This is a genomic window from Megasphaera jansseni (assembly GCF_047974155.1).
Taxonomy (GTDB): domain Bacteria; phylum Bacillota; class Negativicutes; order Veillonellales; family Megasphaeraceae; genus Megasphaera.
The window spans coordinates 40,756-58,821 of sequence record NZ_JBHYRR010000020.1 but is presented as its reverse complement, the minus strand read 5'-3'; the positions used below and the strand labels follow the sequence as shown (position 1 = coordinate 58,821).

The 18,066-nt window shown below is 46.7% G+C and carries 15 protein-coding genes and 1 other annotated feature; of the genes, 2 read left to right on the top strand and 13 right to left on the bottom strand.

Features of this window, described 5'->3' with window-relative positions; translation table 11 throughout:
- Positions 1-92: 92 nt before the first annotated feature.
- The 7 genes from ACE418_RS08745 to folP all read right to left on the bottom strand — a co-directional run bounded on the left by ACE418_RS08745 (position 93) and on the right by folP (position 8,873).
- Positions 93-1,100, bottom strand: coding sequence for a bile acid:sodium symporter family protein (locus ACE418_RS08745; RefSeq protein ID WP_416450246.1), 1,008 nt, complete (start codon positions 1,098-1,100; stop codon positions 93-95).
- A 124-nt stretch (positions 1,101-1,224) separates the two neighbouring features.
- Complete coding sequence (ilvD, locus tag ACE418_RS08740; RefSeq protein WP_416450245.1) at positions 1,225-2,877, bottom strand: dihydroxy-acid dehydratase; 1,653 nt, start codon at positions 2,875-2,877, stop codon at positions 1,225-1,227.
- Between the two features lie 16 nt (positions 2,878-2,893).
- Complete coding sequence (gene ilvN / locus ACE418_RS08735; RefSeq protein ID WP_416450244.1) at positions 2,894-3,397, bottom strand: acetolactate synthase small subunit; 504 nt, start codon at positions 3,395-3,397, stop codon at positions 2,894-2,896.
- Positions 3,394-5,091, bottom strand: a complete 1,698-nt coding sequence (ilvB, locus tag ACE418_RS08730) for a biosynthetic-type acetolactate synthase large subunit (protein ID WP_416450243.1) — start codon at positions 5,089-5,091, stop codon at positions 3,394-3,396. Before ilvB ends, ilvN begins: the two co-directional genes overlap by 4 nt.
- A gap of 115 nt (positions 5,092-5,206) precedes the next feature.
- Entirely contained in the window at positions 5,207-6,217 is a 1,011-nt protein-coding gene (gene ilvC / locus ACE418_RS08725) for a ketol-acid reductoisomerase (protein ID WP_416450242.1), read from the bottom strand.
- A 91-nt stretch (positions 6,218-6,308) separates the two neighbouring features.
- Positions 6,309-6,550: a binding site (T-box leader), on the bottom strand.
- A 141-nt stretch (positions 6,551-6,691) separates the two neighbouring features.
- Positions 6,692-7,927 (bottom strand): ATP-binding protein, encoded by a 1,236-nt coding sequence (locus ACE418_RS08720; protein ID WP_416450241.1) that lies wholly within the window; start codon positions 7,925-7,927, stop codon positions 6,692-6,694.
- 109 nt (positions 7,928-8,036) lie between these two features.
- A complete protein-coding gene (folP, locus tag ACE418_RS08715; protein ID WP_416450240.1) occupies positions 8,037-8,873 on the bottom strand; it encodes a dihydropteroate synthase in 837 nt (278 codons plus the stop codon).
- 293 nt (positions 8,874-9,166) lie between these two features.
- Between folP and ACE418_RS08710 the strand changes: the two genes are divergently transcribed.
- Together ACE418_RS08710 and ygiD are read left to right on the top strand one after the other, a co-directional pair.
- On the top strand, positions 9,167-10,348 hold the full coding sequence (locus tag ACE418_RS08710) for an ATP-binding protein (RefSeq protein WP_416450239.1): 1,182 nt from the start codon (positions 9,167-9,169) through the stop codon (positions 10,346-10,348).
- Positions 10,349-10,448: 100 nt separating this feature from the next.
- Entirely contained in the window at positions 10,449-11,222 is a 774-nt protein-coding gene (gene ygiD, locus ACE418_RS08705; RefSeq protein WP_416450238.1) for a 4,5-DOPA-extradiol-dioxygenase, read from the top strand.
- Between the two features lie 303 nt (positions 11,223-11,525).
- Here ygiD and ACE418_RS08700 read toward each other — a convergent pair whose 3' ends face one another.
- From ACE418_RS08700 to ACE418_RS08675, 6 genes are all read right to left on the bottom strand, one after another.
- Positions 11,526-11,876, bottom strand: a complete 351-nt coding sequence (locus ACE418_RS08700; RefSeq protein WP_416450237.1) for a hypothetical protein — start codon at positions 11,874-11,876, stop codon at positions 11,526-11,528.
- Between the two features lie 236 nt (positions 11,877-12,112).
- Positions 12,113-13,408 (bottom strand): CitMHS family transporter, encoded by a 1,296-nt coding sequence (locus ACE418_RS08695; RefSeq protein ID WP_292300493.1) that lies wholly within the window; start codon positions 13,406-13,408, stop codon positions 12,113-12,115.
- A 72-nt stretch (positions 13,409-13,480) separates the two neighbouring features.
- Positions 13,481-14,668: a CaiB/BaiF CoA transferase family protein gene (locus tag ACE418_RS08690; RefSeq protein ID WP_416450236.1), complete on the bottom strand. Its 1,188-nt coding sequence runs from the start codon at positions 14,666-14,668 to the stop codon at positions 13,481-13,483.
- Between the two features lie 12 nt (positions 14,669-14,680).
- Positions 14,681-15,001 carry an AtuA-related protein gene (locus tag ACE418_RS08685; protein WP_230583075.1) on the bottom strand — a complete coding sequence of 107 codons (321 nt, stop codon included), beginning with the start codon at positions 14,999-15,001 and terminating at the stop codon, positions 14,681-14,683.
- Between the two features lie 4 nt (positions 15,002-15,005).
- Positions 15,006-16,364 carry an acyclic terpene utilization AtuA family protein gene (locus ACE418_RS08680; RefSeq protein ID WP_416450235.1) on the bottom strand — a complete coding sequence of 453 codons (1,359 nt, stop codon included), beginning with the start codon at positions 16,362-16,364 and terminating at the stop codon, positions 15,006-15,008.
- 284 nt (positions 16,365-16,648) lie between these two features.
- Complete coding sequence (locus tag ACE418_RS08675; RefSeq protein ID WP_416450234.1) at positions 16,649-18,058, bottom strand: sigma-54 interaction domain-containing protein; 1,410 nt, start codon at positions 18,056-18,058, stop codon at positions 16,649-16,651.
- Positions 18,059-18,066: the final 8 nt, after the last annotated feature.

The window sequence follows — 18,066 nt, the reverse complement described above, 5'->3', positions numbered from 1 at the left end:
AACGAAAAACTTTTAAGTTGAAGGGGCCTCGCATGATGGCAAAAACCTTCGTGCGACAGCCCCTTTTAAGTGGTTAGTGGATAGAATCGAATTTAATGAGCTGTTGTGGGAGATACGGCAGCGGCTTTCTGGTCGGCTTCGTAGTTGGAGTCGAAGCGTTTATTCAGGTAGTTGACGTAGAGGTATGCCAAGACGGCACCGGAGATGTTATGCCATGCGCTGAAGACAGCACCGGGAACGCCAGCCATCGGCAGGGAGGCAAAATGAGCTTTTGCCAGGCCCGTAGCCAGGCCGGAATTCTGCATGCCGACTTCGATGGACAGGGCGACCATTTTCTTCCAGCTCATGCCGCAGAGATGGCCGATGAAGAAGCCCAGGGCATATCCCAGGCAGTTGTGCAGGATGACGACCAGCAGGATGATGCCCGAACTATTGAGGATGGCATCACGGCTGGCACCGATGATACCGGCGATGAGGAAAGAAATAGCCAGTGCCGAAACAGCCGGAAGATAATCCGTTGCCGTATCTGCCAACTTCGGCAGGAAGCTCTTGACGATGAGGCCCAAGGCGATGGGGACGATGACGATCTGCAAGATGGATAAGAACATACCTACGGGGTCAAAAGAGATACGCTGACCGATGATGAGATACGTCAAAAGCGGCGTCATGATTGGCGAAATGAGCGTCGATACACTGGTCATCGTAACCGACAGGGGAACGTCGCCTTTACTCATGAACGTGATGACATTTGAAGACGTACCCCCGGGGCAGGTCCCGACGAGGACGACGCCGACCGTCAGGGCCGGGTCGAGATGGAACAATGTCGAAAGGACATAGGCCAGGAACGGCATGACGAAATACTGGGCACAAGCGCCGAAAAAGACATCTTTCGGCCGCTTGAGGACTAAAGCAAAATCGTGGACACTCATGGTCATGCCCATGCCAAACATGATAACGCCGAGGAGAACGGACAAAACGGAAATGCCGCCTACTTTACCGAGGACCCAGGAAAAGCTCGTTGGCAGAGTCATGCCGATGATGAGGAAGATGACGGCGATGACGCCGAAATATTTGCCGATAAGGGTGCAGACTTTTTTCATAATGAATCCCTCTTTTAACACAATATGTTTATAATTCCAGAAAAAGAAACCTCCTGCCCCAAAAAGGAATTCTCCGAAGCTCCGAAGAAGCCCTGCCGGGGCAAGAGGTGACATCAAAGACGGTTTATTTCATGACAGCGCCCGTATTGGCGGACGTAACGAGTTTAGCATAGCGGGACAAGTAGCCAGTCTTGACTTTCGGTTCCGGCTGTTTCCAAGCCGCTCTGCGTTTAGCCAGTTCTTCATCGCTGACTTCCAGTTCCAGCTTACGGTTCGGGATGTCGATGGAAATGGTGTCCCCGTCGTGTACCAGGGCCAACGGACCGCCTTCCATGGCTTCCGGCGAGATATGGCCGATGCAGGCGCCGCGGCTGGCACCGCTGAAGCGGCCGTCGGTCAGGAGGGCGACTTTCAGGCCCATGCCGGTGATGACGGCTGTCGGGTTGAGCATTTCACGCATGCCCGGACCGCCTTTCGGTCCTTCGTAGCGGATGACGACGACGTGGCCTTCTTTGATTTCACCGCCGATGATAGCGGCAATAGCAGCTTCTTCCGAATCATAGCATTTAGCCGTGCCTTTATAGACCAAGAGGTCCGGTTCGACAGCACTTTCTTTGATGACCGAACCAAGCGGAGCCAGATTGCCTTTGAGGACGGCAATGCCACCTTTATGCATATAAGCATTTTCTACGGAGTGGATGACATCGTGGTTGAGGATCTTGGCATCTTTGATGCGGTCGCCAACAGTGCCGGTGATTGTCTTGGCATCCGTATGGATGAGGCCTAATTTAGAAACTTCTTTCATGACGGCACAGATACCGCCGGCTTCATCGAGGTCCTGCATGTGGTAGGTGCCACCGGGGCTCATCTTGCAGATATAAGCAGCTTTACGGCTGATTTTATCGAATTCGTCGAGAGAGAGGTCGACGCCAGCTTCGTGGGCAATGGCCGGCAAATGGAGGGCCGTATTCGTAGAACCGCCGATAGCCATGTCGACAGCAATGGCATTTTCAAAGGCTTCCAAAGTCATGATGTCGCGCGGTTTAATATCCTTGCGGACCAAATCCATGACAACCTGACCAGCTTTCTTAGCCAGCATGCGGCGCATACCCGTATAGGCAGCCGGAATCGTGCCGTTGCCAGGCAGGCCCATGCCGAGGACTTCGGTCATGCAGTTCATGGTGTTGGCCGTGAACAAGCCGGAACAGGACCCGCAGCCCGGGCAGGCCTGGAATTCCATCTGGTGCATTTCTTCCGGTGTCATCTGACCCGATTCCACTTTGCCAGCTGCTTCAAACATGGTGCTGACACTGATATTCTTGCCGTTATGACGGCCGGCGAGCATCGGGCCGCCGCTGACGACGACCGTCGGGATATTGAGGCGGCCGGCGGCCATGAGCATGGCCGGTACGATTTTATCACAGTTCGGGATGAGGACCAGCCCATCGAAAGCATGTGCTGTCGCAACGGCTTCGATGGAATCGCAGATCAATTCACGGCTGGACAGGGAAAAGCTCATGCCGCGATGGCCCATGGCAATGCCGTCGCAGACGCCGATGGACGGGAATTCAATCGGTGTACCGCCGGCAGCGGCTACGCCAAGCTTGACAGCTTCGGCAATATCGCGCAAATGGATATGGCCGGGAATGATTTCATTGAAGGCATTACAGATACCGATCAACGGCTTCTGCAAATCTTCATCGCTATAGCCCATAGCGTGGAACAACGTACGATGGGCGGTTCGGGTAACGCCCTTTTTAACAACATCACTGCGCATGGTATTCATCCTTTCTTTACATATCCTTGACGGCTGCTTCGCCGCGGGACAGGGAAATCTGCCCAGTCCGGGCAATTTCAATAATATCATAATCTTTCAACATTTCTAAAAGTGCCTCGATATGGTCTTCCCGGCCGGTCAGGCGCAGGACCAGGGAACGGCGCTGGACGTCGACGATCTTGGCGTTGAAGAGCTGGGCGATATTGGTCAGTTCTTCACGGGTCTGCGGCGTCGGACTCTGGACTTTGATCATGGCCAGTTCATAGCTGATGAACGGCGCATCATCGAGGTTGACGACTTTGATGACGTCGATGAGCTTGGCCAGCTGGTTGACCGCCTGGTCGAGTTCCCAGCGGTTTTCGACGGAAACGACAATGTTGATACGCGTTACATCGGCTTCTTCCGTATAGCCGGCATTGATACATTCAATATTAATGGCTCTGCGGCTGATCAGACCGGCGACATGCGTCAGGACGCCCGGTTTATTGTCGCAGAGAATGGCGAGATGTTGTCTCATCATTTCCCTTCACCTCCCAATACCATCTGGTCCAGGCGCTTGCCGCCAGGGACCATGGGATAGACATTTTCATCAGCCGGGATGAAGACGTCGAGCAGTGCCGGCCCTTCCGTCTTGAACAGAGCTTCTACGGCCTTAGCCAGGTCTTCCGGCTTGTGGACGGCCGTTCCGGGGACGCCCATGGACGCGGATACGGCTGTCAAATCGGGATTATCATTGATGACCGATTCGGCACAGTGGCCGTTGTAGAACATGCGCTGCCACTGATTGACCATGCCCAGGACATTGTTGTGAAGGACGATGGTCTTGACATCGACGCCGTATTTATGAAGAGTAGCGAATTCCTGGCAGTTCATCATGATACTGCCGTCACCAGTGAACAAGACGACTTTCGATTTCGGACAGCCCAGCTTGGCACCGAGGGCAGCCGGCAGGCCATAACCCATGGTACCCAAACCGCCAGAAGTGACGAAGCGGCGGGGCTTATTCAAATCGAAGAACTGTGCCGCCCACATCTGGTGCTGGCCGACGTCGGTGACGACGATAGTATCATCATCGGTCCATTTCTGGACTTCTTCAAAGAGCTTCTGCGGCGAAACGGCATCGGGAAGGTCCCGCGTGGCAAAGGGATGGGCGGCCTTCATATCGAGGACGAAAGTCCGCCATTCGCCATAGCGGTCAGCCAAATGTGTTTCGTGCGCTGCCAGCTTTTCGTCGAGCAGCGGCAGGGACCAGCGGAGGTCGCCATTGACACTAATGTCTGCATGAACGATTTTGTTGATTTCTACTTTATCGATATCGAAGTGAACAATCTGCGCATTCGGCGCGAAATTTTCGACGTCGCCAGTGACGCGGTCATCGAAACGGGCACCGATAGCCACCAAGAGGTCGCACTTGGTCACAGCCATATTCGCAGCGTACGAGCCGTGCATGCCGACCATACCCAAATGGGCATCATAGGTATCAGGAACGCATCCTTTGCCCATGAGAGTCGTCACGACAGGGACGTGCATCTGCTGGACGATGTGCTTCAACCGGTCCGACATGTTGGAAAGGACGACGCCGCCACCGGTGAGGATGACCGGTCGCTTGGCCTTTTCAATGGCTTCGACAGCGCGGTCGACATCGGCTTCATTGCCTACATGATGGCCTTGATAGCCGCGCAGATGAACTTCTTCGGGATATTCAAATTCAAAAGGTGTATCGAATACATCCTTGGCAATATCGACAAGGACCGGCCCGGGCCGGCCTGTGGTTGCGATGTAAAAGGCTTCTTTCAAGACCCGGGGCAATTCCTTGACGTTCTTCACTAAATAGTTGTGTTTCGTAATCGGTGTGGTAATACCGGAAATATCAGCTTCCTGGAAGGAATCGCGTCCGATGAGGGGCGTCGCTACCTGTCCGCTGATGACGACGAGGGGGATGGAATCCATATTGGCCGTCGCAATACCCGTAACCATATTGCAAACGCCAGGGCCGGACGTGGCAAAGCAGACACCGGGCTTGCCCGTGGCGCGGGCATAGCCGTCAGCGGCGTGGACAGCTCCCTGTTCGTGGCCTGTCAGGATATGGGGAAATTGGGCTTTATATAATTCATCATATAACGTCAGGACAGCCCCGCCGGGATAGCCGAAGACGACTTGTACCTGTTCACGTTTCAAGCATTCGATCACTGCTTGTGCTCCGGTCATTTTCATCTCATTCACCTCATCTAATATCGTTCATCGTTGCTAGTAGTTCGTTCATCGAGGAAGGTCATTCATCATTTTTCTTTCGACGAACGATGAACGGCCTGCGATGAACGGATTTTAATTAGTCGTTCTGGTCGTTGTTGTGGAGCCACGGCATCATAGCACGGAGTTTTTCGCCGACCTGTTCGAGCGGATGTTCAGCATGCTGACGGCGCATAGCGAGGAAGTGTGCGCGGCCGCCGGCTTTGTTTTCCAGGAGCCAATCTTTGGCGAAAGCGCCGGACTGGATGTCATGGAGAACTTCTTTCATGGCTTTCTTGGATTCCTGGGTTACGACACGCGGGCCAGCCGTGTAATCGCCATATTCAGCCGTGTCGCTGATGGATTTACGCATTTTAGCCATGCCGCCTTCATACATGAGGTCGACGATCAATTTCATTTCATGGAAGGTTTCAAAATAAGCGATTTCCGGCTGATAACCAGCTTCGCAAAGGGTTTCAAAACCGTTGGTGATGAGCTGGCAGATACCGCCGCAGAGGACAGCCTGTTCACCGAAGAGGTCCGTTTCCGTTTCTTCCTGGAAAGTCGTCTGGATGACGCCGGCGCGGGTACCGCCGATGCCGCGGGCATAAGCCAAAGCGAGGTCGAAGCATTTGCCGGAAGCATCCTGTTCGACAGCGAATACGTCAGGAACGCCGCCGCCTTCTACGAAAGTACGGCGTACGAGATGACCCGGTCCTTTCGGAGCGACCATGAATACGTCGACATCAGCCGGCGGAACGATCTGTTTGAAATGAACATTGAAGCCGTGTGCAAATGCAAGGGCACTGCCGGATTTCAAGTTCGGAGCGATTTCTGTTGCATAGACGTCAGCCTGTTTTTCGTCCGGGATGAGGACCATCGTGACGTCTGCATCTTTAACAGCTTCAGCAACGGTCTTGACTTCAAGGCCGGCTGCTTTAGCTTTTTCTACCGATTTGCTGCCTTTGTACAAACCAACGACAACGTCGACACCGCTATCTTTAAGGTTCAATGCATGAGCATGACCCTGACTGCCATAACCGATAACAGCAACTTTTTTGCCTTTCATTACGTCCCAATTTACGTCCTGATCATAAAATACTTTTGCCATAATAACATCTCTCCTTGAGTATAAAATAATTTATTCTCGTTGGGATTTAGAGATTCGTCGAAAGAGGCCAACAAAAAAACTCCGCCCCTCACTGAGGGACGGAGTACTATTCCGCGATACCACCCTGATTCCCGGTGCATTACTGCAACCAGGCTCTCTACAACGTACCAACATACGCGTTTCCTATAACGTGGAAAAATCGTCAGTGCTTAATCTTGCTTCAGCACTTCTCTTCGGGGATGATTTTCACTCGCCATTCATTACCGGCTCACACCAGCCGCCGGTTCTCTGGGAATGTCCGGACGAACTACTCTTTCCCGTCATCAGATTTCACTATATGCTTTTGCGAGCCGTTATCGTTGCGGCCCGTTTGAAAAGCTTGAACACATTCTACAAAATGCCGTGCCATTTGTCAATGCTTTTTTGGAAATTTTCCGAAAAAAGTTCGGTTAAACGTTTATTTGCCTAAGATTCTTAAGCCTTGCGATTGCCAAGATACCATTTCACAAACTGCTGGGCAATGCGGCCATTACGGCCGGAATGTTCCATTTCCCAGCGGACGCCTTCGACGCGCAGCTCTTCCGGATCCAGGGTGATGCCGGCTTTCTTCAACTCATGGGCGATGATCTGCAAGTATTCATCCTGTGTCGGTGCCGAGTAATGGAGGATAAGGCCAAAGCGGTCCGACAGGGAAATCGATTCATTCGTGCTGTCGTCGCGATAGACTTCGTCCAGTTCGTCGTTGCGGTCGCGCCACGTTTCCTTCAAGAGATGGCGGCGGTTCGAAGTTGCATAAATAAGCACATTTTTCGGCTGTGGCGTGACGCCGCCATCGATGGCCGACTTGAGATATTTATACTCTTTTTCATTTTCGTCAAAAGACAAATCATCCAAAAAGAGGATGAACTTCTTGCTGCCGATGTCGCCGAGTTTTTCCATAAGCTGCTGCAGGTTGTGCAGCTGGCCGCGCTGGACTTGGATGAGGCGCAGGCCCTGTTCATGATAACGGCAGACCAGGGCTTTGACCGCCGTCGACTTGCCTGTCCCACGGGAGCCCGTCAGCAAAACGTTATTGGCAGCCCGGTCAGCCAGAAAAGCCGTCGTATTGGCCAGGAGCTTTTCTTTCTGGGCCGCATAGCCGATGAGGTCGTCCCAGGCGAGATGCGGAAAATTCTCGATACCTACGAGGTCTCCGTGTTCGCCGATGCGGAAAGCCATGAACTGTGCCAGTTTACCCCGGCCATATACTGCATAATGATGCAGCAAAGTCTTGGTCGCTTCTTCCGGCGTCGATGCTGCCATAAGGGCCGTTTCCAAGGTCTGTACGTACCCATAGACCTTAGGCACAGCCGGTTCGTAGTTGTCGAGGAAATCAACATCGAGGAAGTCCGAAGCCGCCTGTTGCAGATAGGGCCAGAGCAGGGTCATATCCAAGAGCAGGGCCTTGGTCATGCCCGTACCGGCCTTGCCAGACCGTTCAATGGCTTCAGCTGCCACCGTATTGCCTTCCCCTAGGAGATAGAGGAAATACTGGCGCAGGATATTGCCGCTGAGGCCCAGCTGTTCCGCCCGTTCCAAGAGGACGGCAGCCGCTTCATGCTTGCCAAAGGGATTATCGCCCTGTTCCTGGACGGTCAGCAGTGCTTTGATGACCGGATCCTGTAAAAAATTGCGGCATACGACGAGGCCGCGCAGACTTTTATTTTCCATATAGAAACCTCCTATAACCCTACACATATATTTGAGCCATTATACCGCCGACAGGCCACGGTGGTCAAGGAAGTTTCGTCATATTTATGCGGTAAAAGGTTTTACCTAACTACTTTTCCGGGCGCAGGGCGTCGGCCATCTTACACATGCGGGCGATAGGTTTGACGTCATGGACGCGGACAATCGTGCATCCCGCCAGGATACCAGCAACACAGGTCGTTCCCGTCCCTTCCATCCGTTCCGTAACTGGCAAATCGAGAATCTTGCCAATGAAGCCTTTGCGGCTCGTCCCCAAGAGCATGGGATACGGCAGGGCCGTCAGTTCCCGCAGGTGCTTCATGACGTAGACATTCTGGTCAAAGGTCTTGCCAAAGCCGATGCCCGGGTCGGTGATGATCTGATCCTGGCTCATGCCGGCCTGATCAGCAATGATGGCCGAGCGGATAAAGAAACGCTTCATATCTTCTATGATATCGTCGTATTCCGTGCCGTCCTGGTTGTGCATGACGACGACAGGCACGCCGTATTTGGCAGCTACAGCCGCCATCTGCCCCGGTTCCGGCGCATATTGGAGGCCCCAGATATCATTCATGATATGAGCCCCAGTACGCATGGCATAATCTGCCGTTTCGGCTTTATACGTATCGACGGAAATGGGAACCGGGCAAGCTTCGACGAGGCGTGGCAAAATCGTTTCCAGCCGGGCAATCTCTTCCGCTGCCGAAATGGGCGTAAAGCCCGGCCGCGACGATTCGGCCCCGATATCGATGATATCCGCCCCATCGGCTACCATCTCTTCCATGTGCTTCAAAGCCACATCTGCGTTGTTCCACTTTCCGCCATCCGAAAAAGAATCAGGCGTATAATTGAGGACGCCCATGACCAGCGTCCGTTCCCCAACGGTCAGGGACTTTCCATCTTTCCAATGATAATGACGAACTTCCACGATAATTCCTCCCAACAAAAAAAGAGATAACCAAGGCGCCCAAAAGGACGCACAGTCGTTATCTCTAAAAAATCAAGTCCGTAACCTGTACGTTACCCGTTTATTATAGCAAAAGAAGCGTATCCTCACAAGTAAACGAAAAATTCAACTATTATACTAGTTGAATTTACCGTTTTTCATAATTTATACTAGTATAATAGTATGAATTATAGAAAATTGCAAAAAATACTGGTATAATAGTATAAATAGTTTTTCAGAAAGGACGGGATACCATGATTCAGCGCGAATATTACATGAAACAAATCAGACCGTTCATTAACACGAATCTCATAAAGGTATTGACAGGAATACGCCGCAGCGGAAAATCAGTCATGCTGCAATTAATCCAGGAAGAACTATTATCTCAACAAGTCCGTCCTGATCAAATGATAAGCCTAAATTTTGAAGATTTAGCCAATCTCCCCTTGTGCCAACCCATGGCACTCTATCAATGGATTGCAGACAAAGCAGCTGCTATAAAAGGAAAAATATACATTTTTTTAGATGAAATACAAGAAGTGACGAATTGGGAACGGGTCATCAATTCCCTGCGTATCGCTTTCGATGTCGATATTTATCTCACCGGTTCAAATGCCAAGCTGCTTTCTGGGGAACTTTCCACCTATTTAGCCGGCCGCTATGTTCAATTCGTCATTTATCCTTTTTCTTATCAAGAATTTATATTAGCAAATCAATTAGACGATACCCCGCAAGCCTTCCAAAAATACCTGCTCTTCGGTGGGATGCCTTTCTTAATGAATCTTCATTTCCAAGAAGGCCCATCTCGTCAGTATTTGCAGGATATGTACAATTCCGTAATTTTGAAGGATATCGTCCAACGGAATAATCTGCGCGACGTCGATTTATTAGAGCGCATCATCGGATATGCCCTCAGCAGTATCGGCCACGTTTTCAGTGCTTCTAACATTACAAAATACTTGAAAAGTGAACATCGAAAAGTTTCCAACGATACCGTATTGAATTACTTGAATGCTTGTACAACAGCTTATTTATTCTATAAAATCCCCCGCCAAGATTTATTAGGGAAGAAACTGCTTTCCATCAACGAAAAGTACTATGTCGTTGACCATGGCCTGCAAGAAGCCGTATATGGCTACAATGCCCGCGATATCGACCCAATATTAGAAAACATTGTCTGCTTGGAATTATTGCGCCGCGGCTATACGGTAACGATTGGCAAAACAGGAAATTTTGAAGTCGATTTCATTGCCGAAAAAGGAAATCAAAAATGTTATGTCCAGGTCACATATTTACTCGCTTCACCAGAAACTATCGAACGCGAATTCCGTGTATACAAAGACATAAAAGACAATTATCCCAAATACGTCGTTTCTATGGACGAACTCGACTTTAGCCAGGATGGAATACAGCACTATAATATTCGTAAATTTTTGCAACTCCCCCGTGATTATTAAATATGTGAAAAATAGCCGTTTGTTGACGTAAAGTAACTTCATGATATACTTAAGATGGTTTTATCTTTATGTTTTCTATGCAAAGGGGGATTTCATCATAATGAAAAAAACGCCTGTTATCTTCACCGGTCATGGCAGTCCGATGCTGGCTATCGATGAAAACGACTTGACGCGCGAAATGCAGCGCGTCGGCGCAGACGTTCTAACCAGTGAGGACAGACCCAAAGCCATCCTGGCCATCTCGGCCCATTGGTATGTTCCAGGCACGTATATCCAAAGTGCCGAAAAGCCACGACAAATCTATGACATGTACGGCTTCCCGGAAGAGCTCTACCAGCTCCAATACCCGGCCAAAGGCTGTTCGGCGCTGACCCAGGATGTCTGTCAGCTTTTGGGGAATGACGTTTCTATCGACGATTCATGGGGTATCGACCACGGAACATGGAGTGTTATGGTCCACATGTTCCCCAACGCGCCCATTCCCGTCGTCCAGCTTTCTGTAAACAGCACATTTACGCCGGACCAATGCTTTGAACTCGGTCAGAAACTCGCCCCGCTCCGCGAAAAAGGCTACCTCATCTGGGCCAGCGGCAACATCGTCCACAACCTGCGCCGCGTCGAATGGAATAAACGCAGTGGCTCTGAAGCGGCCAAACAATTTAACCAGGACATCGTCGATAACGTCGTAGCCGGCAACATCGACGACGTCATCCATTACGAAAATCACGAACACGCAGCCTACGCCGTACCGACACCGGAACACTACCTGCCCCTGCTCTATTGCCTGGGCGCCGCCGGAACGGATAAAGCTACGCCATTCAATAATACCTGTACCTTAGGGTCCATGGCTATGACCGGATTCGTCTGGGCATGAAAAAAGAGGCTGTCGCATTAAGACAGCCTCTTTTTACGTTGATCGTAGGTCGTTCATCGTTTGTCGTATGGGATTAAAAATATCAATCCATCGCGATGAACGATGAACTACGAACGAAAAACTTTTAAGTTGAAGGGGCCTCGCATGATGGCAAAAACCTTCGTGCGACAGCCCCTTTTTGAGTTGTTAGTGGCTAGGGGTTAGGGGTTAGCGGCTGCTTTTAAATTTAAAAGCCATCGTCTCAAACATTAAAGCAAAAGGAGCCTCGCATGATAGCAGAAACCCTTGCAAATCCATTCTGAATCATAAATACTGCTGAACGACATTGAAAATATTCCATACCGATTCACTGTTAGTTACATTTCCGCCACCTTTGTAAGGGCCATTGTCAAATCGATAGCCGTACCACCAAGAACCTTCATCATGATTGAACAGGAATTCTTCTATTGAAATAACCCGGTCCCATTTAACCTTTTTGACTTTCACGTGGATTTTTCCCCCAAGTAAACGATACATAGAATTCGTGTCAACATAGGCCTGCGTCCCGTCGTGATACGTATAAGCCCAAACATCTTCAGCAAACGCACTTCCAGCTCCCAAAGTCAGGCACAAAAAAGTAAGTCCTGCCACTATCCCTCTCTTCAGATTCATCATAGCCAGCCTTCTTTCTCACTTGTTATTTATCTCAATTATATACAAATATTATTACATTGTACATATATTATAATAACTATTTCCATTAAAAAATATATTTTTTATCTTCATCATCGTCTGTACTCAGAAGTAACGTTCCTTTAATAAGGTTCTATTTTATAAAAAAGTCCAACATGATATAAAAACTACCATGTCGGACTTTTTATGGTCCTCAATATTTATCATTTTTAGTACGCTTATAAAGGAATGGTTCCGACAATAATCGCCGTAAAGAGAATGACCAGCGATACAAGCCATGCCCACAAAAAGGTATGTTTTTGATGTTCGCCTAAATCAATTCCTGTGAGCCCAATCAATAAGAACGTTGCCGGTGTAAGTGGGGAAATAGGGAACCCTAATGTCATTTCCCCAGCAATAGCCGCCCGGCCTAAGTCTACTCCAGCCAAGCCAACGGCATCTGCAGCTTGTGCCAAAACTGGCAAAACAGCAAAATAAAAACTATCTGGGTCAAACAAAAGACTAGCCGGCATTGAAATGACCCCAATAATAACAGCAAAATGGGGAGCTAAAGATTCTGGCATGATTTCTACCAAGCCATTTGCCATCGCACTAATCATCCCTGAACCTTTCATGATTCCTGTAAAAATCCCTGCTGCAAATAAGACACTGGCCATCATTAAGGCTTCTTTCGCATGAGCATCAATCAATTTTCCTTGTAATTTTACATCAGGGTAATTAACAATAAGCATGACGACCAAGGCAGCCATAAAACAACCTACAGGAGGCAAGGTGCCTTCAACCATAAGTGCAACAGTCACAATGATTAGAATGAGATTGAACCAAAAAAGTTTTGGTCTGCGTAACACTTGCTCCTCTTCTGATAATACAGCTGGCGCTACGCTGATGCTGGCTAATTCAGTTCCTAATCGGCGTTTTTCCTTCATTCCAAAAAAGGCTGCAATTGCAATCCCACATGCCATCCCTGCAATCTGCGGTACAATCATAGGATTAAACAAATCCATAACGGGTATATCCAATGACGTTGCAGCTCGTAAAGTCGGCCCGCCCCAAGGCAACATATTCATTGTCCCAGCACCTAAAGCAACAATAGTGGCTAAAATCCGGCGATCCATTTTCAGTTTCTCATAAATAGGGAGCAACGCCGGTATAACAATCAAAAAAGTGGCAGCCCCTGAACCATCTAAATGTGCAAACATAGTAATGACATAGGTTCCGATACAAACTTTAACAGGATTTGAACCCACAATGCCTACAATTTTATTAACAATTTTTTCAAATACGCCTGCATCACCTAGAATAGTAAAAAATAAAACTGCAAAAATGAACATGGCTCCAGTCGGAGCTACATTCTTAATCCCAGCAAGCATATATTTTCCCAGGTCACTACCTTGCCCTAAAAAAAGACATGCAACGATAGGAATTGCAATTAATGCTGACATCGTCGACAATTTTTTTGTCATAATCGATGCTAAGACGAGTAAAATCGTAATCAGTCCAACAATTGCTAACATCTTAAACCTCCTTATCTTGATTCAACCGGACTCTTATAAGAAAGAGCCCGGGAATCATGGTAATCCAGAATATCAGTCAGTAGTTGCCTTCGTAAAATACGAAACATCGTCAGGACTTAAATGAAGGAGATTCGACAGTACATCTCCCGTATCTTTCCCTAATGTCGGTGCTTTCACATAGGTATAGGGATCGGCTTCAGTCATTTTAACAGGGTTCCCAGTAACTCGCATCTTACCTTCAACAGGATGATCTATTTCACAAATCATCTGTCGTGCTTTGGCAATATGCTCGTCATTAACGACATCTGCTACGTCATGAATAGGCGCACAAGGAACACCGTGAGCTCGAAGCAATGTAATGATATCTTTAGCCGTATGCTGTTTGGTCCAACTAGTAACCATCGCATTCAATTCATCTTTTTGATTTGCCCGATCTTTATTCAACTTAAAACGTTCATCAGCAAACCAATCATCATGTTCGGTAGCTTCGCAAAAACGTTTCCAGATAGCATCATTACCAACCCCTATGACAATCCATTTATCCGAGGCTTCAAAAGAATCGTATGGATAAATAAATTCATAACGGTTGCCAGCGCGTTTAGGAATACGTCCCTCTACCATATAAATTTCAGTAATGGTTTCCATTGCGCTAACAGAACAATCGACAAGGCCGATATCAACATATTCACCGTGATGCTGCGTATTGCGGCCCTGCAATGCTGCTAAGATTCCAATGCAACAGTTCAAGCCACCTAATACATCACCAATAGCAGTACCTGTACGAGTTGGCGGCGAATCAGGCCAACCAGTAACACTCATCATACCGCTTAAAGCTTGAGCAATAACGTCATATCCAGGAAGCAGTCGATAAGGCCCAGTTTGTCCAAATCCAGAAATAGAAGCAAAGACAATATTAGGATTCAATCTTTTGACTTCCTCATAAGAAAATCCCATTTTCGCAATAGTTCCAGGTTTAAAATTTTCTACAAAGACATCCGAAATCTTTATTAGCTTACGCAGCACATCTTTTGCTTTTTCATCATGCAAATCAAGTTTTATACTTTTTTTATTACGATTTAAATTCGCATAATAAGCGCTAATTCCCTTATCAAAAGGAGGATAGGCACGACTGTCATCTCCTCTAGGGGATTCTATCTTAATAACTTCAGCACCCATATCTGCTAATAACATAGTGCAATATGGTCCTGATAAAACACGAGTTAGGTCTAGGACACGAATGCCCTGTAACGGTTTTGCCATGACATCCATCTCCTATTCATCATCAATTTCAATATACATACGTAAAAGTGCCGCTTCCATACATTTCCCCAATGTATCTAAACGCAATGAACGAGTAGCACCGCCATCCAAGGCGTGATGCATAACAAAATTAAACCCATCTAATTGTGGTACATCATAGCGAGTGACATCGCCAAAAACAAGGCCTTCAAAATGACGACGTACTCGTTCTGGCGTCAACTGTTCTGCCATCGCTTTATAGTATTTCGGTTCACGAGCATAAATACAAATGTTTGATGTATCACTTTTATCTCCACAACGACCATGTGCAATATCTTTTAACTGTACTTTCATGATATTAGACCTCCTCAACATATGTAGTAAGTTTAATGGCATCTCTCGGAATCAAAGTAGGCCATAGTGCAAAAACTTCACTCGGTCGACTACGTCCGCCGAAGAAGCACCCCTGTGCCGGACCATTCAGATTACTGACCGCAGCAACTTCTGGAGTTAATTTCAGTCCTTCTTGCTTCGATTCAGTCATGATAGCATACCGTAAAACAACTTCATTGAGATCAGCATCGATTTCAGGAGCCAATGGCCCATGAAGGGCATTAACACCAAGATAGCTAATATTCTTGCGAATAATTTTTGCATTTTTCATAGCCAGGCGTTTATCAAGAATGTCAGCTGCCATCTTAGCCTTATCCAATGCTCTAGGCCAAGAATACGGCAAATAAGCAATCGTCCGATATCCTTCCAGATAACCAACACAAAGTTTTAACGTATCAGGGGCAGGCGTCCCAGTAACACCGCGGACAGCAACATGATCCCGTTCAATTTCTTCTACCGTAATTTTACTGAAATCAGCAACTACATCAGGCGTAATATATTTAGAAGGGTCATGGATTTCATAAAGAAGCTGTTCTTTCACAGATTGCGGAGTAACAAGCCCGCCAGTATTTTTTGTTTTTGTCAAAATTAAACTACCTTTTTCACTGATTTCGGCAATCGGATAGCCCAAATTTTCTGGGCTTGGAACATGTTCCCAATCATAATCATAGTTCCCCCCTGTTGCCTGAGCGCCACATTCGCAAAGATGACCCGCCAAAATACCTGTAGCTTTTGCAGTCCAGTCGTCATATTTCCAGCCAAATTCATAAATAAGGGGAGCTTCAAACATAGCCGTATCTGTTGAACGACCAAGAATAATAATATCAGCTCCATCTTCTAAACATTTGACAATAGGTTCTACCCCATAATAAACATTGGCATTCACCATATTAGGTAAAATCCGATCAATATCTTCACCCGTATCCATGTGTTTCATCGTAATACCCTGTTGACGGAGCTGAGGAATAATTTCACGCACATCATCTCCCAGTACATAGCCAACTTTCAAATGATATCCCCCTTCGCGAATAGCTTCTTTAGCTTTTTCGACACAGGCTTTAACATTCATCCCACCGGCATTCGTAATAACTTTGGTCCCTTTTTCTGCAATATACGGCAGCATCCCTTTAAGAGCCGTAATAAAATCACGAGCATACCCAGCTTCGGGCCTTTTTTCCTGTTGACGTCTCATAATGGATAAGGTCAATTCAGCCAAATAATCGCAGCAGATGTAATCAAGATTATCTTCCCTTGCCATAGTAATCGGTGCATCACTTAAATCGCCCCAAAAACCTTGGCCACCGCCAATTCTGATTGTTTTCATAATAGGTTTACCTCTTTTCTTTAAGACTATACAGTATTTTTTTACCGTACATTTACTCGTTACACCTATTTATATGAAATTTTCATGCCATAAATTATTTAAAAGCAGTATATTCAACTCGATGAATTCAAACGTTAAGATAACTACGCCATTTTTGTTTTATGTTATTGTTATATTTAAAGAAAGCCCGATTTAAGTATACCCCCAAAAATGTATACCTAAATCGGGCTTTATGTTTACATAATATACAGTATACTACGTACCACTTGTCTACATAGTATACACTATGATTTATCAAATCCATATAATTTCCATTTTTTATAAAAAGTCCTTCGGCTAATTCCTAAAATCTTCATCGCTTTAGTTTTATTACCTTTAGCGTCTTCCATAGCCTGTGCGATTTTCTTCTTTTCCATTAGTTGAACACCTGATTTTAGGGAATAGGAATCTATGGCCTTACGCTTTTCCATATCAACAGAAGGCAGATTTTCTGAACTTGTCGCAACATATTGTAATTCTTCGGGTAAGTGCTCTAAACGAATAACAGATTCATTACACACAATAACAGCATATTCCATACAACTTTGCAATTGTCTTACATTACCCGTCCAAGGAAAAGATAAAAAATATTCCTCTACTTCTGTAGACAAAGTGATTTTTTTCCCATATTTTAAGGCATACTTTTTTAAAAAGAAATTAGCCAGTAAAAGTATATCATTTCCCCGTTCACGTAGAGGTGGAATCATTATTTTAAAAGTATTCAAGCGAAAATATAAATCATCTCGAAAACGCCCTTCACGAACCATCTGCTTTAAATCTCGATTTGTCGCAGCAATAACCCTTACATTAACCTTTTGAACTGTATTTGATCCTATCTTTTGAATTTCACCAGATTGCAGTACTCGCAATAATTTGGCTTGCATAAACAAAGGCATTTCGCCAATTTCGTCTAAAAAAATAGTTCCGCCATCAGCTTGTTCAAACTTCCCTAATTTTCCTCCCTTTACAGCCCCTGTAAAAGACCCCGCAGTATAGCCAAAAAGTTCACTTTCCATTAACGATTCTGGAATAGCCGAACAGTTCAAGTTGACATAAGGCCGGGATTGTTTACCACTGATTTTCAAAATAGCATTAACCAAAACTTCTTTCCCTGCACCACTTTCTCCTTCAATAAGAACCGTAGCATCTGTCGGTGCCACCAGCTCAGCTAAGCGAAGGCATTTTAAAAAATTAGGACTCTGGCCGATAACATCAGAAAATTTATCAGACAATGCTTGCGGACTATAGACAGCAGCTTTAAATATAGAATGATTCAACCGCTGGGCCTTTTCTAATTCTTCTTTACTCCGAGTTAATTCAGTAATGTCATTAAAAACAGAAACGGCTCCCATCAATTTTTGTTTTTTAATAATCGGAGTAATATTTACTTGAATCTTCTTCCCCCGAGTCCGAACTTCTACCAGCTGATGATAAATGGGGACGCCCGTTTTAAGAACCTGTAAAATCAACGCTCCAGGTTCAATAGTCTTTACTTGTTTATAAATTACTTTGTCCTTTGATACTGCTAAAATCTTCGTATAAGCAATATTTACATAAAGAATCCGTGATGTCTTATCAACAATAACGATTCCATCATTGACCGCATCCATAGCTTCACGCATCATAAGCTCTGTAATATTGTCATATTCAGCCATGCAATCCA